This window comes from Corynebacterium tardum (assembly GCF_046717785.1).
Taxonomy (GTDB): domain Bacteria; phylum Actinomycetota; class Actinomycetes; order Mycobacteriales; family Mycobacteriaceae; genus Corynebacterium.
In genome coordinates this window covers 2,434,665-2,459,398 of record NZ_CP177104.1, presented here as the reverse complement: position 1 = coordinate 2,459,398, position 24,734 = coordinate 2,434,665, and the positions used below count along the sequence as shown (strand labels likewise).

The following is a 24,734-nucleotide window of genomic DNA, read 5'->3' as shown; positions in this document are numbered from 1 at the left end:
AATATGACCTCCCCTCAGGACCCGGGCAACCCGGCCAACACCGACCCTGAGGCAACCTCCGCCGATGCCGCGGAGGCTGCCGCCGCCGAGGCCGCCGCTGCCGACGGGGTTGCGGACGAGGCCGTTGACGCGCAGGCTGATGCGGCTGTCAACGCCGCTACCGCCGACACCGCTGAGGCAGAGGCCGCCGTGGACGACGCTGCGAGCGACATCGCCGAGGAGGCCGACGCCGACCCGGCTGCTGCCGCCGCGGACAACTCCCTGGAGGCACAGCTGGCGGAGCGTACCGAGGACTTGCAGCGCCTCAACGCGGAGTACACCAACTACCGCCGCCGCACCGAGCGCGACCGTCAGGCCGTGATTGAGACCGCCAAGGCCAAGGTTCTGGCAGACTTCCTGCCTATCCTTGATGACCTGGAGCTCGCACGCCAGCACGGTGACCTCAACGAGGGCCCGCTCAAGGCCATCGCTGACAAGCTCCAGGGCGCGCTGAGCAGCAACCAGCTCGCGCCGTTCGGCGCCGAGGGTGATCCCTTCGACCCGGAGGTGCACGAGGCCGTCCAGGACCTCTCCTCCGGTGGCGAGCAGGTCGTGGGCACCGTCGTCCGCCGCGGCTACAAGGTGGGCGAGCGCGTGGTGCGCACCGCCATGGTGATCATCGCCGACCCGGCTGACGCGGCCGGCTCGAACCACGCAGAGAGCTCCGGCAATTCTGCTAGTGCAGAAAGCACAGAAAGCGCGGAGTAATCGCTGATGGTGGCGCCAGGACGTTGCAGTCCTTGGCGCCACTGTTCTTTAGTTATTTAGTTATCAACAAAACTTACTTACCCCTGACGTCACAACGACGCTCCTGAAAGGAGGAGATGCCCAGTGAATGCTAAGCCAGAATGGGCAGACAAAGATTATTACGCGGATCTGGGGGTCTCCTCATCCGCCTCCGCCGACGAGATTAAGCACGCCTACCGCAAGCTCGCCCGCGAGAACCACCCGGATGCGAACCCGGACAACCCGGAGGCTGCGGAGAAATTCAAGCAGGTGGCTGAGGCGTACGACGTGCTGTCTGACGCCTCCGACCGCAAGGACTACGACCAGTTCAAGGCCATGATGCGTGGTGGCGGCTTTGGGCGGAGAGGAGGCGCCGGATTTCCCGGCGGGTTTCGATCCCCGAACATGGGTGGACCGGGCGCGCAAGAGTTCGACCTCTCGGACCTCTTCGGAGGATCCGCTGGAGGATCGGCTCAAGGCGGCGGTCTTGGGGATATCTTCGGTAGCGTTTTCAACCGCGGCGGTAGTGCTGGCCACGCAGCTCGGCCGTCGCGGGGGGCCGACGTCGAAACGCAAATAACGCTCGACTTCCGCGAGGCCGCCAAGGGCACCACCATCCCCCTACAGCTCAGCGGCGAGGCGCCCTGCACAACCTGCCATGGCTCCGGCTCCAAGTCCGGAAAGATGAAGAAGTGCTCGACCTGCGATGGTTCTGGGTTCACCTCGGAGCAGCGCGGCACCTTCGGGCTCTCGGCGCCGTGCCCGGACTGTGACGGCACCGGCACGCGTGTCGAGGATCCGTGCCCGGACTGCAATGGCAGCGGCACGGTGCACCGTACCCGCTCCATCACCGTCCGCATCCCGGCCGGTGTTATCGATGGACAGAAGGTACGCCTTGCCGGCCAGGGTGAAGCAGGACCCAACGGCACCCCGTCCGGTGACCTCTTCGTCGCCGTGACGGTAAAGCCGGACGAGGTCTTTACCCGCGAGGGCGACGACCTGCACGTGACCGTCCCGGTCTCCTTTGCGGAGCTGGCATTGGGGGACACCATTACGGTGCCCACCCTCGATTCGCCGGTGCGGGTGAAGGTCCCGGCCGGTACCCCGGATGGCCGCACGTTGCGCGTGCGCGGCCGCGGCGTGGCCAAGCGTGGCGGCAAGGCGGGCGACCTCATGGTGACCGTGCAGGTCACCGTCCCGACGAACCTGGATGCTGCGGCCTCTTCTGCGCTGCGCAGCTACGCGCAGGCGGAGAAGGATTCCGGCTTCGACCCGCGCCAGGGTTGGGCCGGGAATACGGTAGCGCGCTAGAAGGAGGTGTGTGATGAGCAAGGACAGGATCGATTCGGCGAAGCCGCAGGCGATGTACGTCATCTCCGTGGCCGCGGAGCTGTCCGGCATGCACGCCCAAACGCTGCGCACGTATGACCGGATGGGGCTGGTTTCTCCGGCGCGTACCTCCGGCGGTGGCCGCCGCTATTCCGAGAGTGATATTGAGCTACTGCGCAAGATTCAGACGTTGTCGCAGGATGACGGCGTGAATTTGGCGGGCATTAAATCCATCATCGAGCTCACAGCGGAGCGTGACCGCCTCGCCGCCGAGCGCGATGAACTACAGGCTGAGGTCGAGCGGCTGCGCAGCCAGGCTCGGCCCTCCCGCGGCGAGCTGGTGCACGTGCCGCGCTCGACCTCCGTGGTCATGTGGTCCCCACGCCGCAACCGCCGCCGCGACCGCTAGCACTGTTAGCACGGCTGGCAGGACTGGCAGGTTTAGCGCAGACTTTTAGTGCAGCCGCGCCACCTCCCCAAGACCCCGCAGAAATGCGGGGTCTTTCCAATAGGAACCGTGGTCACCAGGGCGTCCGCTAGCCCCCGGTAGGGACATCGCGCCGAACTCGGGGGCGGCCGGGTTGGGGCCGTGGATTCCGCCGAGGGGACCGGAAACAATGGCGATGGGGTCCTGGGCGTTGGTAGCACTCCATACCCGGCCGTGGAGCTCGTGGGCGTGCGCCGCGGAGGCGCCGGGGCTTCCTACAAGCACAACGTCCTCGCCCACCGGCGCCTCACGCGCGGCCTTGCCCACCACCACGGACCCGTAGGAATAGCCCACCACGATGCGCTGTGCCCGCGGAAAGCGCTGGCCCAGGGAGCGCTGAAAACGGGTGAGCTCCGCCGCCCCGCGGCGGGCCGGTTCCTCGTGTGCGGCGTACGGCAAGGAGGGCGGAGCGGAATATCCAATCCAGGCCACCGCCGGGCCGCCCGTTGCCTTAGCGAGGGATCGCGCACGCTCGATGGAGGACGGCCACGATGCTGGCTCGGAGGAACCCACACCGCCGACGAAGGTGGTCACCTGCGCCGCCTGGGTGCCGATGCCTTCAGGATCAACGAGAACAACCAACCTTCCGGGACTGGTCTCCAGGATGCTCATGTCAGGGTTCGCCGCGGCGAGCTCGCGCACGTTATCGCCGGCCATGGCGAGCTGCACCTGGTGCAGCTGTGGCAGCGGCAGGTCCGAAAAGTCTTCTAGGCGGCTCGGTACCTCAGCCAGTGCCGGGGTGCACAGGGCGGTGAGCTGGCGGGCGCAGGCCCAATCCAGGGCGTCAGCCAACGCGTCAAGTTGTGACAGCAGCCGGCTTGCTTGACGGCCCACGCTGGTGGCGTCGGCGCGGCCGGCCCAAGCGGTCAGATCGACGCGCAGGCGCTCGAGCTGCTCCTGCAGCGGAGCGTACAGTGCCAGAATTCCGGCAGCCGCGCGCATCTGCTGCGCCTGCGCGAGTAGGGAATCGGTGGTGCGGCGAAGGGAGGTGCGTGCGGCGTCTGCAGCCTGCCCCCACAGTGCTAGGGATACCCAATCATGGTGCGAGTCATCTATGAATCTATCCAGTTCAGCGGCAATAGAGTCCAATCTGTGCGACTCGGCGCGTAGGGAGGCGGCGGTGCTCATGCACCGGCCCCTAGCCGTGCGGCAAGGTCGGAATCACGACCATGGGTCTCATCCACGAATGTCTCGAGCTCCTCCAGCTGGGCCTGCCGGGCGGTCTCGCTCGCGCTGCGGGTTGCCTCCCACAGCTGGTGCAGGTGGGCTAGGGCCATGACGGTCCGGGGTGGGCTGGTGAGCGCGGGCACAGACCGCGGGGCGTGGTGGTGATACAGGGCGCGAAGCTGGTGGCGGATGGCGGGATCAATCTCTAAGTAGGTCATGGTCTTTAGCCTGCGGCAGGAGCAGGCCCGCGTAAAGGCCCGCGTGGTGCGCGCGGTGAAATCTGTGGATAACTAGCCCGGGCTCGTCTACCGTGGGCCGCATGAAGGTAGCAGCAGTACAGGTCATCAGCAGCGGCGACGTGGAGGCGAACCGGTCGCTCGTGTTGGAGAAGATCCGGGAGGCTGCCAGCAACGGCGCCCAGCTCATCGTATTCCCGGAGGCGATGTCCCAAAGCTTCGACTCTGGGCGCCTGGATACCCACGCAGAAGGCCTAGACGGGGATTTCGCCACCGCCGTGCACGGCCTGGCGGAAGAGCTCGGTGTCTTCGTTGTGGCCGGCATGTTCGCCCCCGCGGATAGCGTGCAGCGCGGCGAGAAGACCATCCACCGCGTGGCCAACACCGCGCTCATTGCCGGCCCCGGATACCTGGGCGGCTACGAGAAGGTGCACACCTACGACGCCTTTAACTACCGAGAGTCCGATACCGTGCGCGCCGGCGATTCCCTCGTGACCTTTGATGCCTACGGCGTCACGGTCGGGCTGGCTATCTGCTACGACATTCGCTTCCCCGAGCAGTTCAAGGAGCTGGCCCGCCGGGGCGCGCAGCTCATTGTGGTTCCCACGAGCTGGGCAGACGGCCCGGGAAAGCTGGAGCAGTGGCGTCTGTTGACCACCGCCCGCGCGCTGGACTCCACCAGCTACGTGCTGGCTGCGGGCCAAGCGCGTCCGGGCGGGGAGGAGATGGCAGGGCAGGATTCCGGGCCTACTGGCGTTGGTCATTCCGTGCTGGCGGCTCCCGACGGCACCCGCGTGGCCGAGGCCGGCGACGACGAGGAGATTCTCTACGGCGAGGTGGATGTGGACACGGTGGCTGCTACCCGCAAAGCCCTGCCGGTGCTCGATGCCTAAGCGCTCAGAGCGTTTAGGACCATTGGGATTTCTTCCACTCTGCCCAGGCTTCCCAGTCGGCGCCCCAGCCATCGAGCTCGGCTGCCGACGCCGCCCACTCGTGCCCGCGCTGCCAGCTGTGCGCGCTAATGGAGGTGGGGTCCACGCCCCCTGTGACCAGCGCGGCCTGTGCTAGCTCCACGCGGTCAGCCGGGCCGACAAGGACGAAGTTTCGGTCTGTGCCAGCCTCAAGGACCGGATCCATCGGCTCGGCGGAGACAATGGGGTCAAAGCCCGCGGCTGGAGGCTGCGCGCCGAGCAGCCACGGATCGTGCGCCTCGCGGACTATGTGCTGCAGGTGTAGCTGCGGCAGTAGTGCCTTGAGGTTTGCCTGGAACTCGGTGTCGTAGTGCTCGCCCGGGGAGGGGGCCACCGCGAAGACCTGGAGGTCGGGCGGGAGGGGGTCCGCCATAGCGTCGAGAAGCAGCGCGCGCACCCCTGCCCACCCGGTGCCGAAGCTGATGAGAGTAGTGGAGGGGCCGACGCGGGTGGGCTCGCCCGCGGGGTTGCCCAGCGTCCACCAGTCGCCAGGGCGGGCCATTGCCAACATGGAGGAGGCCTCACCCGCCAGCGCCACGTGGAAGAGCAATTGGCCGGAGTCTTCCGCCGGGGCGGCGGGCGTGAGAAGCCGCCACGTGCCCGGAGTGAGCTGCGAGGTAACCGGCACGTGCTGCCCCGCGCGGTAGTTCAGCGGCACGCCAGACTCGAGGCGGATCACCGCGGTGTGCCGATTCGGACGCTCCGCCGACACCACCTGGGCGCTGTGCGCGGGGGCAATACCGGAGACATCGGCGCGCTGTGCTGCCTCCTGCATGATGGTGCACACCTGCGAAATAGTCCGCGCGGCCACAGAATGCTGCCACTGCGTCAGGCCCAGTACGGACAGGCCATGCAGAAGTGAGTCCGCGAAGAGCGGGTAGACCTCCGGCGGGAACCCGTGGCGGCGGTGGTCGCGGCCCATCTGGGACAGGCGCTCTTTCACATCCCCCCGGATCTGGCCATCCTCCAGGTTTTCCAGTACCCACGCCAGTGCCGGGGCCATGGAGGGGTGGGTATCCGACATGGACAGCGCGAAGATCTGCCGGGATTGGGCCACGGTGGTGAAAAAGTGGCTGTGAACTGCGTCGCGGTACTCTTCGGCGTGGTTGCGCAGATGTTCACCCAGTTCCCTCATAACCGTTTATCCTAGCGCCCCGATAGCGACTTCGCGGGTAGCGTCCAATTACCCACGGGCTACGGAAAGGGGGTATGAGACAGACAACAAGCTGTAGTGTAATCTCTGGTTCATTTCCCTCCCGAGAGTGACTCTCGTCTCTACATGGCTTTGCCTGCTGTGCGCAGTGCGGCCCGGAAGAAAGGATTCGCGTGGAAGAATTCTCTGCGTACACCATTATGCTCGACGTGGGCTGGATTTCCCTGCTCATGGTGATCGGCAACGTTCTGCGTCATCAGATCAAGTTCGTCTTCCAGGACCTACTCCTACCTGCCCCCATCACCGCGGGCCTGCTCGGCCTGATCCTTGGCCCACACGTCCTGGGCTGGATCGGCTTCTCCGACAACTTGGGTGACTACACCTCGCTGCTCATCGCAGTGGTCTTCGCCTCCATGGCCTACTCCATGGAGATGGGCGGCAGCATGGGCAAGGGTGCACGCAACATGTGGGGCTACTCCACCATGATGTTCACCGGCCAGTGGGGCCTGTTCATTGTCCTGGGCCTCCTCTTCTTCGCGCCCACCTTCGATACCCCGGACTGGTTCGGCATGATGCTGCCCGTCGGCTTCACCGGCGGCTTCGGCACCGCTGCTGCCGTGGGCGGCGCGCTCGAGGGCGTGGGTGCGGAGGCGGCATCTTCCCTAGGCTTCACCTCCGCGACCGTGGGTACGCTGGCCGCCATCATCGGCGGCATCGTGGCCGGCAACTGGGGTATCCGCAAAGGCAAGGTGTCCCACGTGCCGAAGCAGCTTCCGGAGGAACTGCGCCGCGGGTACATTTCCCGCCTGGAGGATCGTCCCTCCCTGGGTCGCGCGACGACGAACCCGTCCGCCATCGAGCCGATCACCCTGCACGTCGGCTTCATCGGGCTGACCGTGATGACGGCCTACGGCATCAACCACTTCATCTCCTCCATCTGGGAGAACGCCTCTATCCCGCTGTTCGCCATGTCCATGGTGGTGGGCCTTATCTTCCGCGCGCTCATGAACCTCATTGGCGCGAAGGACTACCTGGATAAGGACACGGTCAGCTCCGTGTCCGGCGCGGCCACGGACTACCTCATCGCCTTCGGTGTGGCGGCCATCGTGCCGTCTGCCATCGCCGCCTACTGGCAGGCGCTGCTGGTGCTCTTCGTACTGGGCACCGTCTTTTGCATCTTCTTCCTCATGTGGTTCCCGGCGGAGTTCTTTGGTGAGCGCTGGATTGAGCGTGGCATCTTCGGCTGGGGCTGGGCCACCGCCACGGTGGCTACGGGTATTGCCATCCTCAAGATCGTGGACCCCAAGCTCAAGTCCGGCACGCTGTCCGAATACGGCATGGCCTACATCGGCTTTGGCCCGTTCGAGATTTCCTGGACCATCATCGCCCCGCTGGCCGTCATGCACGGCTTCACCGCTGGCTTCGGCTGGGCGTCCCTGGCCATCTCCGTCGGCATCTACTTGGTCTTCAAGTTCACTGGAATGATGCCACCGCGCGGCACCATCTTTAAGGAAGGTATCGGGCACGTGGGGGAGAAGTCCTAGCACGTCCCCACAAGGTGACATGTATACAACTGAGCTGGAATTCTTAATTAATTCTTAGCTAGAGCAAGAAAAGTTAACGCCCGTCACTGCGTGCTTAAGTGCAGGTGGTGGCGGGAGGTGTGTGTGGAATGTTCTGCGGGGCTTTAAGGAATACCTGCTATAAATAATGCATAAGAGCACGTCAAAGGCTTATAGGGTGAGGCTGCGAGAGCTTTCCAAGCTTTGGGCGTTGCTGTTTATACATTGTTCGGGATAAGATTCTAAGAGTTATCAGTCTGAGCTGCGGGTAGACCGACTGGCTCAAAGGCGAATTTTTAGGGATCTACATGCACATTCACTATAAGGACTCACCGCGTGAGGCTGTGCTCGAGGCTGCCGTCTATATTGGCGCCGTCGATGGCGATGACGCCATCACAATTGACTCCGTGGCTAAGCAGGCGGAGATCGAGCCAGCTGACGTGACCGCTGTCTTTGCGGACCGTGAGCAGATTCTCGCTGCCATCCCTGGGTACGTCTCTGAGCGCAAGGTGGGCTTCGTGCAGGAGACCCTCGATGCGGATCCGGTTTACGCGGATCTGTTTTCCAAGCTGGATACCTTCAGCGAAGCCTACTACGAATACGCCGAGCGGGAGCCGGTGCTCTTCCGTTACCTCTTTGAGGAAAAGGCCTACGTCTTTGAAAACGAGTGGCAGACCCTCCTGACCGGTAAGCCTTCGGGCAACGCAGCCCTGGACATGATCTATGACAACATGGTCCAGATTGCTGATTCGGCCGGGCTCGAGGTGGGCCCCGACGTGTGCCCGCAGACCCTGGCCAAGTTGAGCGTGGGCAGCTGGGCCACTATTCACGGCATGGCGCACCTGAGCGTGCTCGGCGTCCTGCGGCACCAGCATCCGGTGGTGCGCCGCTACAACCTGCGGGAGGTATCGAAGGCGCTCATCGGCACGCTCTTCGGGCTTGCGGAAACGTGCACGCTCCCGGACTATGCGCCCCGCATGAAGCGCTTCCGCGAGCAGATGAAGGACTACGATGCTGCGCTGCCGTCGCTGCCCGATGTCGATGGGGTGGAGGATCTGACGGCGCTCCCCCAAGAGGAAGCGCGCGCGGTCGCCCTGGAGTGCGCGATTCAGCTGGCGGGCCGCGGCGGCCTGCAGAAGGTGACCATTGAGCACGTGGCGGACTACTTCGGGGTCTCCGGAGTGTTCATGGCCTCCCTGCTGGACAATGACTTCGTGCTGCGTGAGCGCGTGGAGCAGACCACGGACAGTGAGCTGAGCACCCGTATTACCTACCTCATCGATTGCCTCCCGGAGGGGGCGCCCGCGCTGGATAAGCTCCTCTGCGTGGCCGTAGCCTACTTCGACTACGCGCTGCGCAATCCCATCCGCTACAGCGCGTGCATCGCGGCGGCCTCGGGCTCCGTGGTGCCGCTCAGTGAGGGCGGCGAGGAGCAGACCGAAATGGGTGAGGCCTTCGGCCAGCTCATGCGCTACTCCCGCGAGGCGGTGCGCGAATCCGGGCACGAACCGGAGGACCGTCTGATCTACATCAAGAACTTCACCCTGTGGGCTGGCGCGAACGGCATGTGCCACCTGGCGTCCGTGGGCGAGTTCCGCAACGTGGACGTCGAGGAAAAGTGGTCCCTCTACTACGCGGTGGCCAGCATCGTGTTCGCTTCCTTTGAGTACGAATTGGTGCGCGAGCCGGTCAAATAGCGACGGTCAGAAGGCGGCGGTCAACTAAGACCGGTCAGCCAAAGCCGGGCGAGTAACTCAGGGTTGAGTCCCTACTTATCAAGAATAAAAGTGGTGGGGATGTAAAAACTTCTAATTGAGTGGAACAGACTCAAGTTCTGTGGCGTTATAGTCGGTGAAGCACCTCCGCCCTCCTCCATCGTGGATACCTCGGAGAGGGTAGGGGTAGGCGATACCGAAGGAGAAACACCATAATGAACTCATTTAACCCCACCACGAAGACGCAGGAGGCCCTGCAGCAAGCACTGCAAGACGCCTCCTCGAAAGGCAACCCGGACATCCGCCCGGCCCACCTCTTAGCAGCAATCCTGAGCCAGAAGGACGGCATTGCCGCTCCGGTTCTTAAGGCCACGGGGGTAGACCCGGAGACGGTCCTGAAGGAGGCGCGCCAGCTTGTGGACGCCCTTCCGAAGGCCGAGGGCGCCAACATGGCGAACCCGAACTTTAACCGCGACGCGCTCAACGTCCTTACCCGCGCCCAGGAGCTAGCCGGCGAGCTCGGTGACGAATACGTCTCCACCGAGGTGCTGCTGGCGGCCATTGCCGGTTCGAAGACTGATGCGGCGGAGCTGTTGACCGCCCGCGGCGCTACGTACGACGCGCTGAAGGGGGCCTTCCCGTCCGTGCGCGGAGCGGCGAAGGTGACCTCGGAGAACCCGGAGGACCAGTTCCAGGCGTTGGAGAAGTACGCCACCGACCTCACCGCACGCGCCCGCGAGGGCAAGATCGACCCGGTGATCGGCCGCGATCAGGAAATCCGCCGCGTGGTCCAGGTGCTCAGCCGCCGTACCAAGAACAACCCGGTCCTCATCGGTGAGCCGGGCGTAGGTAAGACGGCGATTGTGGAGGGCCTGGCCCGCCGCATCGTCGCCGGTGACGTCCCGGAGTCCCTCAAGGGCAAGACCCTGTTGAGCCTGGACCTGGGTTCCATGGTCGCCGGCGCGAAGTACCGCGGTGAGTTTGAGGAGCGCCTCAAGGCCGTGCTCGATGAGATTAAAGCCTCCGAGGGCCAGATCATTACCTTCATCGATGAGCTGCACACCATCGTCGGCGCCGGTGCTAGCGGGGATGGCTCCATGGACGCGGGCAACATGATCAAGCCCATGCTCGCCCGCGGCGAGCTGCGCCTCGTGGGCGCCACCACGCTGGATGAGTACCGCAAATACATCGAGAAGGACGCCGCCCTGGAGCGCCGTTTCCAGCAGGTCTACGCCGCCGAGCCCTCGGTGGAGGACACCGTGGGCATCCTGCGTGGCCTCAAGGAGCGCTACGAGGTGCACCACGGCGTGCGCATCCAGGACTCCGCCTTGGTCTCCGCCGCGGAGCTCTCGCACCGCTACATCACCAACCGCTTCCTCCCGGACAAGGCCATTGACCTGGTGGATGAGGCCGGTTCCCGCCTGCGCATGGAGATTGACTCCTCGCCGCAGGAGATCGATGAGCTGGAGCGCGTGGTGCGCCGCCTGGAGATTGAGGAGCTGGCTCTGAAGAAGGAGTCGGACGCCGCCTCGCAGGACCGCTTGGCGCATCTCCAGCAGGAGTTGGCCGATGAGCGCGAGAAGCTCGGCGAGCTCAAAGCGCGCTGGGCTAACGAGAAGAAGGCCATCGATGAGGTGCAGGACGCCAAGGAAGAGCTGGAGGACCTCAAGCGCCAGGCGGAGATTGCGGAACGCGATGGCGACTACGAGAAGGCCTCGGAGTTGCGGTATGGGCGCATCCCGGACGTCGAGAAGCAGCTGGCGGATGCCGAAGGTCGTGCCCACGCCCAGTCCAACTCCATGCTGTCGGAGGAGGTGACCCCGGATACCATCGCGGAGGTCGTCTCCGCGTGGACTGGCATCCCGGCTGGCAAGATGCTGCAGGGTGAGACCGAGAAGCTGCTCAACATGGAGTCCGTGCTGGGTGAGCGCGTGGTGGGCCAGAAGGAGGCCGTCCAGGCGGTTTCCGACGCCGTGCGGCGCGCCCGTGCTGGCGTGGCGGACCCGAACCGCCCGACCGGTTCCTTCCTCTTCCTCGGCCCCACGGGCGTGGGTAAGACGGAGCTCGCGAAGGCCCTGGCGGACTTCCTCTTCGACGATGAATCCGCCATGGTGCGCATCGATATGTCCGAGTTCGGTGAGAAGCACTCCGTGGCCCGCCTCGTCGGTGCCCCTCCGGGATACGTGGGCTACGACGCCGGCGGTCAGCTCACCGAGGCGGTGCGTCGCCGCCCGTACACGCTGGTGCTTTTCGACGAAGTGGAGAAGGCCCACCCGGACGTCTTCGACGTCCTGCTCCAGGTGCTCGATGAGGGGCGCCTGACCGACGGCCAGGGCCGCACCGTGGACTTCCGCAACACGGTCATCATCCTCACCTCGAACCTGGGCGCCGGCGGCACCAAGGAGGAGGTCATGGAGGCGGTCAAGCGCAACTTCAAGCCGGAGTTCATCAACCGTCTCGATGACGTGGTGATGTTCGAGCCGCTGACCTCCGACCTGCTGTCCGGCATCGTGGATATTCAGCTCAAGGGGCTTATGGACCGCCTGTCCGGCCGCCGCCTGACGCTGCAGGTCTCCGACGCCGCCAAGCTGTGGCTGGCGGAGCGCGGCTACGACCCGGCCTACGGTGCGCGCCCGCTGCGCCGCCTGATTCAGCAGGCCATCGGTGACCAGCTGGCGAAGAAGCTGCTGGCCGGTGACATCGTGGATGGTGACACCGTCCACGTCGACGTGGCCGATGGCGGCGAGCGCCTCGACCTGGCCGCCGTGCGCTCTGCCTAGAACGCCGTGACCAGTGCCGTGCAGTACTGTGCGGCACTCGCCGCGCGGTCTTGAGCTCATGCCCCTATCATCAGGGGCATGAGCATTTTGGTCTCTCCTGACGAGCTACGTGACAAGATCTACCGCGGCCATAAAACCACCATCCTGGCCTCCCTGTGGGCCCCGGGGGAGGGGGAATCCTACAACCAATTTTCCTCCCTCCACATCCCTACCGCCCACTATGGCGATGCGGCAAGCGCCTTCGTCGGTCTGCCCGGCTCCCAGGTGGGCCGCAACCCGCTGCCGGATCCGGCGAAGGTCCAGGAATGGGTCGATGACTGGGGGCTGCGGGAGGACTACGAGGTCGTGGTCTACGACGAAGGCCGTGGCCTCTTCGCCGGCCGGGCCTGGTGGACCCTGCGTTGGGCGGGCGTGCAGAACGTGCGCATCCTCGACGGCGGCCTGGCCCACTGGCGTGAGAAGCGCCTGGCTACCCTGACTGGCCCGGGCAACCTGGGAATGACCTCCACCGTTACCGTCGCGCCGGGTTCTATGCCGACCGCGACGATGGAGGACGTCAAGGCCCACGACGGCCTGCTGCTGGATACCCGCACGCGCAACCGCTTCGCCGGCCGCCGCGAGAACCTTGACCTCAAGGCCGGCCACATCCCGGGCGCGGTCAACCTGCCGGAGCGTCTGTTCCACACGGAGGACATGACGACGTGGCGCAGCAAGGACGAGATCCTGGAAATCCTGGCTCAGCACGGCGTGACTAAGGAGAACGTCGACGGTGCCATCATCTACTCCGGCTCCGGCAACCACTCGTCCCTGGCGATTGCGGTCCTGGAGTACGTGGGCTTTACCGGCCTGCGCCACTTCGTGGGCGGCTGGTCCCAGTGGTGTGCGGACCGCTCCAACCCGATTGAGCGCGGCGACCGCGAGCACGTCTAGTCCACCCCGCGTGCCAGCGCGGATAACGCTGCGCGGGGCATTAGAGTCGGTCAGTGATGGCTTTTCTACTCTTACTCTTCGCTGCCGCCGCGCTTGCCGCTGGCCTCGTCCTGCTGCGCCTGGACAAGCGCCAGCGCGCAGGCGAGACGGATACTCTCCGCGCACCCGACCAAGACTCCGACGCCGCCCCGGAGGCCGAGACGGCCGAGTCCTCAGTCCCGGTTGCGCCTGACACGTCCGCCGAGCCTGCCAAGCCCGCCGAACCCGCGGAGCCGGCTGCCTGCGCATCGCTGGCGGCTCACGCTGAGCCGACCGACAACTCCGGGCCGAGCACGCCCGCCACGCCGGCGGCACCGGCCGAGCCCGCGCCCGCTCCACACGCGGCTCCGGAACCGGGTTCCGTACCGGAGCCGACACCTGCGGAACCTGAGCCGACGGAACCGACGCCGGCCCAAACCGAACCCGCAGTAGAGAAACAGCCAGTAGCCGAGCCGCAGCCGCGCCCCCGGCACTCCTTCGTGCCCGGCAGCGCGCGCCGCGAGCGCAAGGCCTTTGGCCAGCAGCGCGGCTGGGACTACACCAAGCACGACTCCTACTTGGCGGACGAGTGGACCCGCGGCGCGGCTGCCCGCGGCGCGGAGCCGAAGGACATCATCGCGGGCACGGTCCGCGGCCACGAGACACTGCTCTTCGACATGGCAGGCATCCCCGTGGCTGCTATGCGCACCGGCGCGGCCTCCGACATTGTTATTGACGCCCGCCGCACCGGCGAAACCGTGGAGACGCCCTCCGAGGATCTGGTCCAAGTCTGCGAGCTGGAGGGCTTCGACATCTGGGCCTCCGACGCCGGCGTGGCCCAGCGCTTCATCGATTCCCGCGTCACCGCGGCCCTGGCCGGGCTGCCGAGCGCGGTGACGGCCGCGTGGATGGAAGGTGAGTGGGTCCTGGCCCAAACCACCAAGCAGGCCCGCTCGGCCGACTGGGAGGCGCTGCTTGCGCCGTTGGCAGTGCTTGCCGGCGCCTCCCGGGTCCTCCCCCCGCGTTCCTCCGCCACCCAGGTCCTGCGCGTGGATGAGCTCGACCCCAGCCGCGACATCCCGGCCCCGCCGCAGCCCGAGCCCACCGGCCCCACTGCGGTCCCGGACCGGGACGCCAGCCTCGGCGCGCCGAACATTCAGCGCCCCACCGAGCCAGTGACCATGCCGTCCCGCACCACCAGCGAGGCCCGCGGCGCCATCGATCACACCAGCCTGGGAGCCGACGAGGTGGACGCGATTGCCGATGGCCGCGAGCGCCCCACCCCCGAGCAGGACCGGGCGCGCCTGCCGCGCCGGCAGGACAACGGCCCGTCCATCTTCGACTAGCTGGCCCCGCACGGCCCCGAGCGGGGGAGCGGGTAGACTACGGGGCGGATTAAAGAGGCACAAGCCATAGACGTATAAGCCACAGACGAAGGAGCGCGCGATGAGCCTGGATGAGCAGAAGAAGCAACGCCTAGCGGAACTGGTGAAGGAGCTGGCCGTGGTCCACGGCAAGGTCACGCTGTCCTCCGGTAAGGAGGCTGACTACTACGTTGACCTGCGCCGTGCGACCCTGCAGCACGAGGCCTCCCGCCTGATCGGCTCCCTGCTGCGCGAGCTCACCACGGACTGGGACTACGCCGCTGCCGGTGGTCTGACCATGGGTGCGGACCCGGTGGGCCTGGCCATCATGCATGCGGATGGCCGCGCTATCGACGCCTTCGTGGTGCGCAAGGAAGCCAAGAAGCACGGCATGCAGCGCCAGATCGAGGGCTTCAACGTCGAAGGCCAGAAGGTGCTCGTGGTGGAAGACACCACCACGACCGGCAACTCCCCGCTGACCGCTGTGGCCGCGCTGCGCAAGGCAGGTGCTGAGGTCGTGGGCGTGGCCACCGTGGTGGACCGCAACACCGGCGCCGGCGACGCCATTGCCGCCGAGGGCTTGGAGTACCGCTACCTGCTGGGACTCGAGGACCTGGATCTTGCCTAGCTCCGAGCAGGAGGCGAAGGGACCCACTGAGTGGAACGAAGGACGGCATGGCGTCGGCCCCTGGGAGGGGCCGCTGCCGCAGGGGGTGGATGCCGCTAAGTACGACCCCGAGCTGCTGGCGGAAGGGGACCGACGCAACGTCGTCGACGCCTACCGCTATTGGACGCGGGAGGCGATCCGCGCGGACATCGATACCCGCCGGCACGCCCTCCACGTGGCCATTGAGAACTTCGAGAACGATTCCAACATCGGCACCGTCGTCCGCACGGCCAACGCCTTTGCCGTAGACACCGTCCACATCGTGGGCCGCCGCCGGTGGAATCGCCGGGGCGCCATGGTGACGGATAGGTACCAGCACTTGATGCACCACGAGGACGTGGCCAAGCTTATGGCGTGGGCCGGGGAGCAGGAGCTGACCGTCGTGGCTATCGATAACACCCCCGGCTGCGTGCCCCTGGAAACCGCCGAGCTGCCGGAGCGCTGCCTCCTTCTCTTTGGCCAGGAAGGCCCCGGGGTGAGCCAGGCCGCGCAAGAAGGTGCGCTGATGACCTGCTCAATCGCGCAATTCGGCTCGACGCGCTCCATCAATGCGGGCGTGGCCGCGGGCATTGCCATGCACGCGTGGATCCGGCAGCACGCGGATTTATCAAAAGCCTGGTAAGTCATTGCCGGATATGTTTACGTTTTAGGTAACAAAATCGCGCTCCAGAATGATGAGACAATTGTGTTAGAAAAGTGGGCACACCGCGCCGACCTTGCGGAGACTGCCATTAATGAGCGCCACGCGCACGCCGTGTGGGGGCTGCCGCGTACCAACCTCGCCGTGGTGAGCTGGCCTCCCACCGGCAAAGACGCCATGTTTTTCCACTGGCACTACTGGTGGCAGGCGCACTACCTGGACTGCCAGGTGGACGCCGCCCTGCGCAAGAACACTAAGGCGCGCCGCGCGCTTATTGCCAACACCATCCGGGGCATCCACGTGCGCAACCTGCGCGCGCTGACGAAGAACCGCTACTACGACGACAAGGCCTGGATGGCCCTGGCCATGGCCCGCGCCGGCGAGCTGAAGAAGCTGCGCCCGCACAAGAAGCTGGGCGCGTTGCAGCTCAATATCCGTGACGGCGTGGACAAGCAGCTGGGCGTGCTGCCCTGGCGCGAGGGCGAGAACTTCATGAACGTGCCCTCCAACGGCCCTGGCGCCATCATGCTGGCCCGCATGGGCAAGGTGGATGAGGCCCGGCACATCGTGGACTGGATCTACGACCACCTCATCGATGACGACGGCTTTGTCATGGACGGCATCCGCATGCGCATGGATGGACGGGAAGTCGTCCGCGCCATCCACCCGTACTGCCAGGGAGTGGTGCTGGGCGCGTGCCTGGAGATTGTCTTGGCGCTGCGGGAGCAGTCCGGGCTGACCTCGGTGGAGAAGATCGACACCATCCACGAGGCCGATCTGGCCGCGGACATGATGGACTACACCACCCGCATCCGCGGCCTGGTCCAGGCGGTGGCCACGGGTATGGCCACGCACTCCGGTGTCATCGACTGGGAGACCGGGGACGGAGATGGTGGCCTGTTCAAAGGTATCTTGGCGCGCTACCTCGCGGACGTGGCGGTGCGCCTGCCGGGCGATTCCCCGGCGAACCGTGCGACGAAGAAGCTGGCCGCGCGCCTGGTGCTGGCCTCGGCGGACTCCGTGTGGGAGCACCGCCTAGAGGTGGACGGCCTGCCCATCTTCGGCTCGGACTGGACTGCGGATGCGCGCCTGCCCCACAACTATGGTTTTGGCCCCACCACGCTGGGGGAGAAGGTGGGTATTATCCGCGTGGCGGAGCGGGATCTGTCCGTTCAGTTGTCCGGTTGGATGCTTCTGGAGGCCTGCACGCGAATTGTGAAGTATAAGTCAAAAACTAGTTAGCGGCACCGTTTATGCAGGTAGTTGTGGTATCGGCCGGGTAGAAACCGAGCACTTTGACTCACCTCACATAGATTTGGCGGCAAAAACCCACAATAACAGGCATACTTGGGTGTTGGAACGTGTTGTTTCGCCAGCGGGCGGAGCGGCGCGGCTTACTGCACAGCAACTCCAAAGGATGGATTTACATGCCTATCGCAACCCCTGAGGTCTATAACCAGATGCTTGATACCGCCAAGAAGGGCGGCTTCGCATTCCCGGCCATCAACTGCACCTCCTCCGAGACCATCAACGCAGCACTCCGCGGCTTTGCCGAGGCTGAGTCCGACGGCATCATCCAGTTCTCCACCGGTGGTGCCGAGTTCGGTTCCGGTCTGTCCGTGAAGAACAAGGTTGCTGGCGCTCAGGCCCTCGCAGCCTTCGCCTATGAGGCAGCTAAGCACTACGGCGTCAACATCGCGCTGCACACCGACCACTGCCAGAAGGAAGTTCTGGATGAGTACGTGCGCCCGCTGATCGCCATCTCCCAGGAGCGCGTTGACCGCGGCGAGCTCCCGCTGTTCCAGTCCCACATGTGGGACGGCTCCGCTATCCCGATCGACGAGAACCTGGAGATTGCCCAGGAGCTCCTGGAGAAGGCCCACAAGGCCAACATCATCCTCGAGGTCGAGATTGGTGTGGTCGGCGGCGAGGAGGACGGCGTCGAGGCTAAGCACGGCGCTAACCTCTACACCTCCACCGAGGACTTCGAGAAGACCATCGACGCCCTGGGCACCGGCGAGAAGGGCCGCTACCTGCTGGCCGCTACCTTCGGTAACGTCCACGGTGTGTACAAGCCGGGCAACGTGCAGCTGCGCCCGGAGGTTCTGGATGAGGGTCAGAAGGCCGCCATCAAGAAGCTGGGCCTTGAGGACGGCGCTCAGCCGTTCGACTTCGTCTTCCACGGCGGCTCCGGCTCCGAGAAGGAGAAGATTGAGCAAGCTCTGGGCTACGGCGTGGTCAAGATGAACGTTGACACCGATACCCAGTACGCCTTCACCAACCCGGTCGCACGCCACATGTTCTCCAACTACGATGGCGTGTTCAAGATCGACGGCGAGGTGGGCAACAAGAAGGTCTACGACCCGCGCTCCTACATGAAGAAGGCCGAGCAGGCTATGGCTGACCGCGTGGTTGAGGCCTGCACCGACCTGCACTCCGTGGGCAAGACCGTCTCCAAGTAAGACGGGCGCTTATAACCCCGCACGATTGGAGAGCGCGGTAGCTGACTGAACCACCAGGTTCGGGAGGGCTACCGCGCTCTTTGTCTCTATTCAGCCTCGTCCCGCCGCGGCCCAGTACTGAGCGCTGTGCGCGTAGAATACTGAAACCATGGGAACCACGGGAGAGGAATCGACGAAAAAGACGCCGGCCGTCGCGCGCGTGCGCAGGACCACGCGCGAGCAGCTGCGGCAAGCCAACGAATCCCTCAAGTCACGGTTCACCCGCGTGCGCACCCGCCTGCTGTTTATGCTGCAGTGTACGCTGGGCGCCGGTCTGGCCTTCTTCGTGGCCCACGATTTCTTCGGCCACGAGCAGCCCTTCTTCGCCCCGATGGCGGTCATCATCATCCTGGGACTATCGGGCAGTGACCGCCTCAGCCGCGCCATCGACATGTCCGTCGGCGGTGTCATCGGCGTGCTGGTGGGCACCGGGTTGGTGGATGCCCTGGGCACGGGGCCTATCCACATGACCATCATCATCGGATTAGCCCTGATCATCGGTTCCTTTGTCACGAGCTCGCAGCTGGTGAGCAACCAGATTGTCATCGCAGCCATCCTTATTGCCACCATCCTGCCCCCGGAGGAAATGGGCGGCATTAACCGCGCAATCGACGCCGTGATCGGCGCGGTCATCGGCGTGACCATGATCGTTCTCATTCCCACCTCGCCGCTACGGCAGGGCCGCGCGGAAGTCTCGAAGGTGTTGGGCGTGGCGTCGTCGGTGCTCTCGGACGTGGCGCGGGGGCTTACCGACGGCGACCCGAGCGGCATCCGCGAAGCCCGCAACGCCGTGCGCGGTACGCAGGGCGATATCAACCGCATGCTCGCGGCCACCAAGGGCGGTGCGGAGACCGCGAAGCTCTCGCCCTTTCTGTGGGGCTCCCAGCGCACGGTGAAGTCCCTGGAGCGCATCCTGACCCCGGTGGACAACGCCGTGCGCGGCACGCGTGTGCTCTCGCGCCGCGCGGTGGTGCTGGCGGAGGATCATGACTCGGTCTCTCCGGAGCAGATCGAACTCATCATGGAGCTTTCCGACGTCATGATGGAGCTGTCAGACCTGTACTCCCACCAGCCCTCCCGCCGGGAGAGCCGAGACGAGGCGCACGCGATGCCGGAATTGGTCAAGCACCTGCGTCAGCTGGGCGCGCGCTGCTCTATGGACGTGGCCGGGGACAAGCCCGTCCTGTCGGCCTATTCGGTCTTGGCGCAGACGCGGTCCATCATCGTGGACCTTCTCATGGTGTGCGGCATGTCCCGCGAGTCCGCCCTGGCGCAGCTGGCGCCCACCTCCGCTCACCCGGCCTACCCGCCGGAGGTCTGGGAGGGTGACTAGGGCCGCACCACCTGCAAGTCACGCAGGTGCCGGTAGAACGTCACGCGCGTGACCGGCCGTTTGGCGCTTTCGCCATCAACACTCACGCGCAGCTGCGGCCCGCCGGCCTGCACCGCGCGCCCAGTGAGCACGCTGTCAGGGTCCAGCTGCCCCGGTTCCGGGTCCGTGCGCAGGAAGCTCAAGAGGCCACGCTTGCGCTTGGACGCGTTTGTCTTGCCGTCCACGGGTGACACCGCCTTGGCGGCGAGGATTCCGGGGTCTTCCACCATCGGTACGAGCTTGGCGCCAAAGGTGTGCCTGTCCCGGTCGGCGCGCAGCAGCACCGCGTCATCCACGATGATTTCCCCCGTGATGGGCTCGTTCGTCCACTCCGCAATCGTGGCAGAACCGGCCACGGCCAGGCCGGCATCATTGCGGATGAGCGGCACCGGCTTCACCGCGCCGTCGAGGGCCAGCGCCCACGCGGCCGCGGGGTCCTCCGGCAGGCCCCAGTTCGTCGCCGCCGTGGATGCTCCTGTAGTGGGAACAAACCCGACCTCCGCCCATAGGTAGTCCCCGCGCATCATGCGGGTGAGCACCGCGCTCAAGGCGGCGTCGCTGCCGGCCACGATAACGCGCAACGGCTCGCGCAAATACTGCGCCTGGGGTGCCGGTGCTGGCTTGCCTAGGTGCCGCACGTTCGGCTGCGCGGCAATGTCATCGAGCGACGGCGTGGGATCCTCCGGAAGGATCTCCCGGGCATAAGCATCGAGCTCTTTGAGTTCCTGGCGCGTGGGTATCTCACTCACGCGCAGGTGCCGGACCGTCATACCGCGCTTCTCGGTCTCCGCGAGGGGGCCACCAGGCCCGTCGGACAGCTGGCCGCCGCAGTCTAGAACCACACAGAACATACCCGGATCATATTAGGCCGGTGGGACACAGAAGCTGTTGGCCTGTAGAGCCGGGGAGATCGCCCCGCACATGTAGCACAGATCACACCACCGGGATAACATTCACTACACAAGCCCCGCCAGTACTCTCCACACCTCCAGGAGCACTCTGACATGACTTCTCTTCGCCATTGCCTCCTTCCTGTCCTGTGTGTCACGGCGCTCACGCTGGGTGCGTGTAGTTCCGCCGATGACAACGCGCGCGATACCGCAGACGGTTCGACGGCAGAGGAGGCTGCAGCGCAGTCACACGCCGGCGAACCTGGCTTCTCCGCGGTACCCGAAGGTGCCGCCGCGGCTGCCCCGACGAGTGAGGAGGAGTGCCACCTGGAGATACAGCTCCGGCAAACCAAGCTCAAGCGGGTCCTAGATGATAAACGGGCAGAGCTAAAGGTCAAGGGCAAGGAAGGCGAGGAAGAAGGGCGCGCGCAGCTGCTGTCCGCCACGCTTGACGTGCACCGCTACGACCCATGCTCCGAGTACAGCTATGTGGTCCTCCGCGGTACGGTGGGCAGCGACGAGGTACGCGTTCCGGTCTTCTTTCACAAGGACCAGATGCTCTCCCCGGAACACGTGATGGTCACCTCGCCGTCACTGAACATCACCCCACAGGGCGACGGCTTCAAGTTCACCTCCGAGGAAAACGAGAACCTCGCTGGCTACGAAGGCACAGTGGGCAAGGACGCCGGTGGTGCGGGCGCGGACTTCACGTCCGCTATCCGGGGAAGCGAGGAGAAGGACACATTTCTTGACGTCTCCCAGGAAGAACAAGAAGCGCCGGGAAAGGCGCCGGAGCATGTCAAGCTCGCGGGGGATACGGCCCTGCGAATGCGCCTGAAGGGCTTGGACATGGTCTGCGTCATCACGAAAGAAGACAAGAAGCTCTCGTGCTTCCGCAATGACGGCCGCCGGTGGCAAGATCTCGACGCGCCAGGCACCGAGCTGGACTACTTCGCCTTGTCCGGCGAAACCGGGGAGTTGGAGCGCTTTATCAACGGCGGCCCGGTACCGGAGCGCAACTTCCGGGAACTAGAGCCGGGAAAGTTCTACATCTTCGATAGCGCCGGGGTCCAAGGCCACATGCTGGTGAAAGAGGATGGCGCCCACATCACTATCAAGGGGGACTTTGGTACCGCCGGCGTATCCGTGATGGATGAATACATCAGCCCTACTGGAATCTCCACAGACCACTAACACCAGGGGAGAAGCCCTCCATGAAGACAACCACTAAGACCACTACGCAGCCACGCCGTACGAACTTCCTTGCCGCCCTAACCGCCGTTGTCACCGTGACGGCCGCTGCGTTGAGCTCCTGCGGTGTCCCTGACCCCAGTGACATCCCCTTCCTCGACGCGGAAGGGGACACTGCGCCGCCGAGTGCCACCGAATCCGCAGCGTCCACCGAGTCCACCGAAGAGGAATGCCCCGACGGCAAGAAGCTGGAGGAGACGGGGATTGGCCCACTGCTCAAGGAAGAGAAGGTGGAGCTCAAAGACTCCCAGGCCAAGATTGAGGGCCTGACCTTCAACAACATCTCCGTGGCGCAGGACCGCTACAACCCGTGCAAGCCGTACAGCTATATCGTCCTGGAAGGAGACGTAGCAGGGGAGCCCGCGCAGGTCCCCGTGTTCTTCTTCGGTAGCCTCATGGCCTCGGCAGAGTACCTGATGGTGACTACGGAGTCCCTGACCATCACGCCGCAGGGAGAAGGCTTTGTGTACAGATCGGAGCCCAGTGACAACCTCGCTGGCTTGGAAGGAAACGTCGGCACGCCGGGCCCGGACGGAAAGCCGGACCACAGCGGTGAGACCACTGGTCCCGAAGTGAACGTCAAGCGCCTGATTCTGCCGTACGACGCGGTCACGCGCCGCGAGATCGAGCACCTGAGTGTCCCGGCCAGCTTCCGCATCCGCACTGAAGACTTAACCATGGTCTGTTTCGTCGACGAGCAGCCCCAGCTGCTGGAGTGCGTGCGCGAGGACGGAGAGGTATGGCAGGACACTGCCTCACTCAAGGAGAAAGGCCGAATCAGCCTAGACCTGTTCCGAGTTCACCTCGACTCCGGGGAGCTGGAACGCTACACCAATAGTGAGCCTATCCCGGAGTCGGACTTCCGCGACCTGCCCTCGGGGAAGACCTACGAGCTCACCAACGGCGATACCCGCACCCACATTGACGTAAACGACAGCTACGTGAACATCAAGGTCTCGCGTGACGAAGATACGCAGCTAACGATGATGATTACCGCATACACCCTCAGCGCCCACGGTGCTAACAACGAGCCGCTCGTGGTCGACGATTCCGAGATTAAGCCGGACGACACAGACCTGCACAAGACTTAAGCGTCACATACTCCCCACCTTGGGCCTTCGGGCGGGTAAAGTGGGTGCGTATTTGGCTTCAATTACTAGGAAGTGACAAGAAAAGATGGCAGCGATCGTCATTGTGGGCGCTCAGTGGGGCGACGAAGGCAAGGGCAAGGCCACCGATATCCTCGGCGGCAAGGTCGATTACGTGGTCAAGCCCAACGGCGGTAACAACGCCGGCCACACCGTCGTGGTGGGCGGCGAGAAGTATGAGCTCAAGCTCCTTCCCGCCGGCATCCTCTCGGAGAACGCCACCCCCGTGCTGGGCAACGGCGTGGTGATCAACCTGGAGGCTCTGTTTGATGAGATCGATGGCCTGGAGGCCCGCGGTGCGAACGCCTCCCGCCTGAAGATCTCCGCCAATGCCCACCTGGTTGCCCCGTACCACCAGACGCTGGACCGCGTGCAGGAGCGTTTCCTGGGCAAGCGCGCCATCGGCACCACGGGCCGCGGCATTGGCCCGACCTACTCGGACAAGGTCGCGCGCATCGGCATCCGCGTCCAGGACATCTTCGATGAATCTATCCTGCGCCAGAAGGTTGAGTCCGCCCTGGATATCAAAAACCAGATGCTGGTGAAGATGTACAACCGCAAGGCCATTGACCCGGATCAGATTGTGGATTACTTCCTGGGGTACCGGGACCGCCTGCGCCCGATGGTCATTGAGGCAGAGCTCGAGCTCAACAAGGCCCTAGAGCAGGGCAAGCACGTGCTCATGGAGGGCGGCCAAGCCACCATGCTGGACGTGGACCACGGCACCTACCCGTTCGTGACGTCGTCGAATCCGACGGCCGGTGGTGCGTCGGTGGGCTCCGGCATCGGCCCCACTCGTATCAAGACCTCCCTGGGCATCATCAAGGCCTACACCACCCGCGTCGGCGCCGGTCCGTTCCCCACGGAGCTCTTCGATAAGTGGGGCGAGTACCTGCAGACCACCGGCGGCGAGGTTGGTGTCAACACCGGCCGCAAGCGCCGTTGTGGTTGGTACGACTCCGTGGTGGCCCGCTACGCCACTCGCGTCAATGGCTTCACGGACTACTTCCTGACCAAGCTGGACGTGCTCACTGGCATCGGCGAGATTCCGATCTGCGTGGCGTACGACGTGGACGGCAAGCGCTACGACGATATGCCGCTGACCCAGTCGGAGTTCCACCACGCCGAGCCCATCTTTGAGACCATGCCGGCCTGGGATGAGGACATTTCTGGCTGTGAGACCTTCGAGGAGCTCCCTCAGAAGGCCCAGGACTACGTCCTACGCTTGGAGGAACTTTCCGGCTGCCGCATTTCCTACATCGGTGTCGGCCCCGGTCGCGATCAGACCATTGTGCGCCATGATGTCATGGAGGATCAGTAGTCCGGACATGCGAGCAGTATAAGTATTACTTATTTATTGGAATCCCTGATTTCTTGAAGCTGTGCCGTGCTGTAGTACGCCAGTAAGCACCAAGGAGTCGGGGATTTTTCACGTCCAACTGTAGGTAGGTGCAGGAGATTTCCCTGCATACGAGGGTGCTGCGCTGTCCACAATGTGTAAAACACCCCATGTGGGCACCACTTTTGTGGCTGGTGTTACAAATGTGAGAATGTGATCCAACGCACAAAATATTCGGCGTGTCATGATTGCGGGTTATATGTGCTGGTTGCAGGTGTTTACATAACGATAGTTTCGAAAGCATAGTTTCGATGGGCTTTTAAGCTTGCTGTGCGGTTTCCTAAAAGTTCCAAACTGGCTAGCATATTAGGGGAGTTAACTTACTGGTCCCTGGATTCTCTGACCTCTGTCTGGGGAAGAAGATGTGAGTCGCTCTCGGTAGCGTAAGC

At 64.5% G+C, this 24,734-nt stretch carries 21 protein-coding genes; 17 read left to right on the top strand and 4 right to left on the bottom strand.

Going from position 1 to position 24,734, the window contains the following annotated elements; genetic code table 11:
- Window positions 1-3 precede the first annotated feature (3 nt).
- The 3 genes from grpE to ACLI1P_RS11795 all read left to right on the top strand — a co-directional run bounded on the left by grpE (window position 4) and on the right by ACLI1P_RS11795 (window position 2,503).
- On the top strand, window positions 4-747 hold the full coding sequence (grpE, locus tag ACLI1P_RS11805; protein WP_411708959.1) for a nucleotide exchange factor GrpE: 744 nt from the start codon (window positions 4-6) through the stop codon (window positions 745-747).
- Between the two features lie 123 nt (window positions 748-870).
- The gene (dnaJ, locus tag ACLI1P_RS11800; protein ID WP_306507329.1) at window positions 871-2,076 is read left to right on the top strand and encodes a molecular chaperone DnaJ; all 1,206 of its coding nucleotides are present in this window, start codon (window positions 871-873) and stop codon (window positions 2,074-2,076) included.
- 13 nt (window positions 2,077-2,089) lie between these two features.
- On the top strand, window positions 2,090-2,503 hold the full coding sequence (locus ACLI1P_RS11795) for a heat shock protein transcriptional repressor HspR (RefSeq protein WP_306507328.1): 414 nt from the start codon (window positions 2,090-2,092) through the stop codon (window positions 2,501-2,503).
- A 45-nt stretch (window positions 2,504-2,548) separates the two neighbouring features.
- On the opposite strand, the gene ACLI1P_RS11790 is transcribed toward ACLI1P_RS11795, so the two are convergent.
- Together ACLI1P_RS11790 and ACLI1P_RS11785 are read right to left on the bottom strand one after the other, a co-directional pair.
- Complete coding sequence (locus ACLI1P_RS11790; RefSeq protein ID WP_408929669.1) at window positions 2,549-3,709, bottom strand: alpha/beta hydrolase; 1,161 nt, start codon at window positions 3,707-3,709, stop codon at window positions 2,549-2,551.
- The gene (locus tag ACLI1P_RS11785) at window positions 3,706-3,966 is read right to left on the bottom strand and encodes a hypothetical protein (protein ID WP_408929668.1); all 261 of its coding nucleotides are present in this window, start codon (window positions 3,964-3,966) and stop codon (window positions 3,706-3,708) included. The genes ACLI1P_RS11790 and ACLI1P_RS11785 overlap by 4 nt, the downstream gene beginning before the upstream one ends.
- A gap of 101 nt (window positions 3,967-4,067) precedes the next feature.
- On the opposite strand from ACLI1P_RS11785, the gene ACLI1P_RS11780 reads away from it, so the two are divergent.
- Window positions 4,068-4,877 carry a carbon-nitrogen hydrolase family protein gene (locus ACLI1P_RS11780; RefSeq protein ID WP_411708958.1) on the top strand — a complete coding sequence of 270 codons (810 nt, stop codon included), beginning with the start codon at window positions 4,068-4,070 and terminating at the stop codon, window positions 4,875-4,877.
- Window positions 4,878-4,890: 13 nt separating this feature from the next.
- On the opposite strand, the gene ACLI1P_RS11775 is transcribed toward ACLI1P_RS11780, so the two are convergent.
- Window positions 4,891-6,090 (bottom strand): FAD-binding oxidoreductase, encoded by a 1,200-nt coding sequence (locus tag ACLI1P_RS11775; protein ID WP_408929666.1) that lies wholly within the window; start codon window positions 6,088-6,090, stop codon window positions 4,891-4,893.
- A gap of 191 nt (window positions 6,091-6,281) precedes the next feature.
- Here ACLI1P_RS11775 and ACLI1P_RS11770 point away from each other — a divergent pair, with 191 nt between their 5' ends.
- The 10 genes from ACLI1P_RS11770 (at window position 6,282) to ACLI1P_RS11725 (ending at window position 19,618) form a co-directional block, all read left to right on the top strand.
- Window positions 6,282-7,652, top strand: coding sequence for a sodium/glutamate symporter (locus tag ACLI1P_RS11770; protein ID WP_408929665.1), 1,371 nt, complete (start codon window positions 6,282-6,284; stop codon window positions 7,650-7,652).
- Between the two features lie 326 nt (window positions 7,653-7,978).
- Entirely contained in the window at window positions 7,979-9,367 is a 1,389-nt protein-coding gene (locus ACLI1P_RS11765) for a WHG domain-containing protein (protein WP_411708957.1), read from the top strand.
- Between the two features lie 233 nt (window positions 9,368-9,600).
- Window positions 9,601-12,165, top strand: coding sequence for an ATP-dependent chaperone ClpB (clpB, locus tag ACLI1P_RS11760; protein WP_306507321.1), 2,565 nt, complete (start codon window positions 9,601-9,603; stop codon window positions 12,163-12,165).
- Window positions 12,166-12,243: 78 nt separating this feature from the next.
- Window positions 12,244-13,095, top strand: coding sequence for a sulfurtransferase (locus ACLI1P_RS11755; RefSeq protein WP_306507320.1), 852 nt, complete (start codon window positions 12,244-12,246; stop codon window positions 13,093-13,095).
- Between the two features lie 56 nt (window positions 13,096-13,151).
- Entirely contained in the window at window positions 13,152-14,459 is a 1,308-nt protein-coding gene (locus ACLI1P_RS11750) for a hypothetical protein (protein ID WP_306507319.1), read from the top strand.
- A 100-nt stretch (window positions 14,460-14,559) separates the two neighbouring features.
- Window positions 14,560-15,105 carry an orotate phosphoribosyltransferase gene (gene pyrE, locus ACLI1P_RS11745; RefSeq protein ID WP_306507318.1) on the top strand — a complete coding sequence of 182 codons (546 nt, stop codon included), beginning with the start codon at window positions 14,560-14,562 and terminating at the stop codon, window positions 15,103-15,105.
- Entirely contained in the window at window positions 15,098-15,766 is a 669-nt protein-coding gene (locus ACLI1P_RS11740; protein WP_306507317.1) for a TrmH family RNA methyltransferase, read from the top strand. The genes pyrE and ACLI1P_RS11740 overlap by 8 nt, the downstream gene beginning before the upstream one ends.
- A 63-nt stretch (window positions 15,767-15,829) precedes the next feature.
- Window positions 15,830-17,026, top strand: a complete 1,197-nt coding sequence (locus tag ACLI1P_RS11735; RefSeq protein WP_306507316.1) for a glycoside hydrolase family 76 protein — start codon at window positions 15,830-15,832, stop codon at window positions 17,024-17,026.
- 185 nt (window positions 17,027-17,211) lie between these two features.
- The gene (fbaA, locus tag ACLI1P_RS11730; RefSeq protein WP_306507315.1) at window positions 17,212-18,246 is read left to right on the top strand and encodes a class II fructose-bisphosphate aldolase; all 1,035 of its coding nucleotides are present in this window, start codon (window positions 17,212-17,214) and stop codon (window positions 18,244-18,246) included.
- A gap of 148 nt (window positions 18,247-18,394) precedes the next feature.
- Window positions 18,395-19,618: an FUSC family protein gene (locus ACLI1P_RS11725; protein ID WP_306507314.1), complete on the top strand. Its 1,224-nt coding sequence runs from the start codon at window positions 18,395-18,397 to the stop codon at window positions 19,616-19,618.
- Here the strand turns inward: ACLI1P_RS11725 and ACLI1P_RS11720 are convergent.
- Window positions 19,615-20,508 (bottom strand): hypothetical protein, encoded by an 894-nt coding sequence (locus ACLI1P_RS11720; protein ID WP_306507313.1) that lies wholly within the window; start codon window positions 20,506-20,508, stop codon window positions 19,615-19,617. The two genes, ACLI1P_RS11725 and ACLI1P_RS11720, sit on opposite strands and share 4 nt — an antisense overlap.
- A gap of 153 nt (window positions 20,509-20,661) precedes the next feature.
- Between ACLI1P_RS11720 and ACLI1P_RS11715 the strand changes: the two genes are divergently transcribed.
- From ACLI1P_RS11715 to ACLI1P_RS11705, 3 genes are all read left to right on the top strand, one after another.
- Window positions 20,662-21,741 carry a hypothetical protein gene (locus tag ACLI1P_RS11715; protein ID WP_306507312.1) on the top strand — a complete coding sequence of 360 codons (1,080 nt, stop codon included), beginning with the start codon at window positions 20,662-20,664 and terminating at the stop codon, window positions 21,739-21,741.
- Window positions 21,742-21,761: 20 nt separating this feature from the next.
- On the top strand, window positions 21,762-22,889 hold the full coding sequence (locus ACLI1P_RS11710) for a hypothetical protein (protein WP_408929662.1): 1,128 nt from the start codon (window positions 21,762-21,764) through the stop codon (window positions 22,887-22,889).
- An 85-nt stretch (window positions 22,890-22,974) separates the two neighbouring features.
- Window positions 22,975-24,267: an adenylosuccinate synthase gene (locus tag ACLI1P_RS11705; RefSeq protein ID WP_306507310.1), complete on the top strand. Its 1,293-nt coding sequence runs from the start codon at window positions 22,975-22,977 to the stop codon at window positions 24,265-24,267.
- The last annotated feature ends 467 nt before the right edge of the window (window positions 24,268-24,734 follow it).

Excerpts from the sequence above, each read along its gene's own strand:
- fbaA (WP_306507315.1), top strand. The coding sequence starts at position 17,212 with ATGCCTATCGCAACCCCTGAGGTCTATAACCAGATGCTTGATACCGCC.
- ACLI1P_RS11710 (WP_408929662.1), top strand. The coding sequence starts at position 21,762 with ATGAAGACAACCACTAAGACCACTACGCAGCCACGCCGTACGAACTTC.
- ACLI1P_RS11715 (WP_306507312.1), top strand. The coding sequence starts at position 20,662 with ATGACTTCTCTTCGCCATTGCCTCCTTCCTGTCCTGTGTGTCACGGCG.
- pyrE (WP_306507318.1), top strand. The coding sequence starts at position 14,560 with ATGAGCCTGGATGAGCAGAAGAAGCAACGCCTAGCGGAACTGGTGAAG.
- ACLI1P_RS11725 (WP_306507314.1), top strand. The coding sequence starts at position 18,395 with ATGGGAACCACGGGAGAGGAATCGACGAAAAAGACGCCGGCCGTCGCG.
- ACLI1P_RS11755 (WP_306507320.1), top strand. The coding sequence starts at position 12,244 with ATGAGCATTTTGGTCTCTCCTGACGAGCTACGTGACAAGATCTACCGC.
- ACLI1P_RS11750 (WP_306507319.1), top strand. The coding sequence starts at position 13,152 with ATGGCTTTTCTACTCTTACTCTTCGCTGCCGCCGCGCTTGCCGCTGGC.
- ACLI1P_RS11790 (WP_408929669.1), bottom strand. The coding sequence starts at position 3,709 with ATGAGCACCGCCGCCTCCCTACGCGCCGAGTCGCACAGATTGGACTCT.
- ACLI1P_RS11795 (WP_306507328.1), top strand. The coding sequence starts at position 2,090 with ATGAGCAAGGACAGGATCGATTCGGCGAAGCCGCAGGCGATGTACGTC.
- ACLI1P_RS11720 (WP_306507313.1), bottom strand. The coding sequence starts at position 20,508 with ATGTTCTGTGTGGTTCTAGACTGCGGCGGCCAGCTGTCCGACGGGCCT.
- ACLI1P_RS11705 (WP_306507310.1), top strand. The coding sequence starts at position 22,975 with ATGGCAGCGATCGTCATTGTGGGCGCTCAGTGGGGCGACGAAGGCAAG.
- ACLI1P_RS11780 (WP_411708958.1), top strand. The coding sequence starts at position 4,068 with ATGAAGGTAGCAGCAGTACAGGTCATCAGCAGCGGCGACGTGGAGGCG.
- ACLI1P_RS11775 (WP_408929666.1), bottom strand. The coding sequence starts at position 6,090 with ATGAGGGAACTGGGTGAACATCTGCGCAACCACGCCGAAGAGTACCGC.
- ACLI1P_RS11785 (WP_408929668.1), bottom strand. The coding sequence starts at position 3,966 with ATGACCTACTTAGAGATTGATCCCGCCATCCGCCACCAGCTTCGCGCC.
- clpB (WP_306507321.1), top strand. The coding sequence starts at position 9,601 with ATGAACTCATTTAACCCCACCACGAAGACGCAGGAGGCCCTGCAGCAA.
- ACLI1P_RS11765 (WP_411708957.1), top strand. The coding sequence starts at position 7,979 with ATGCACATTCACTATAAGGACTCACCGCGTGAGGCTGTGCTCGAGGCT.
- grpE (WP_411708959.1), top strand. The coding sequence starts at position 4 with ATGACCTCCCCTCAGGACCCGGGCAACCCGGCCAACACCGACCCTGAG.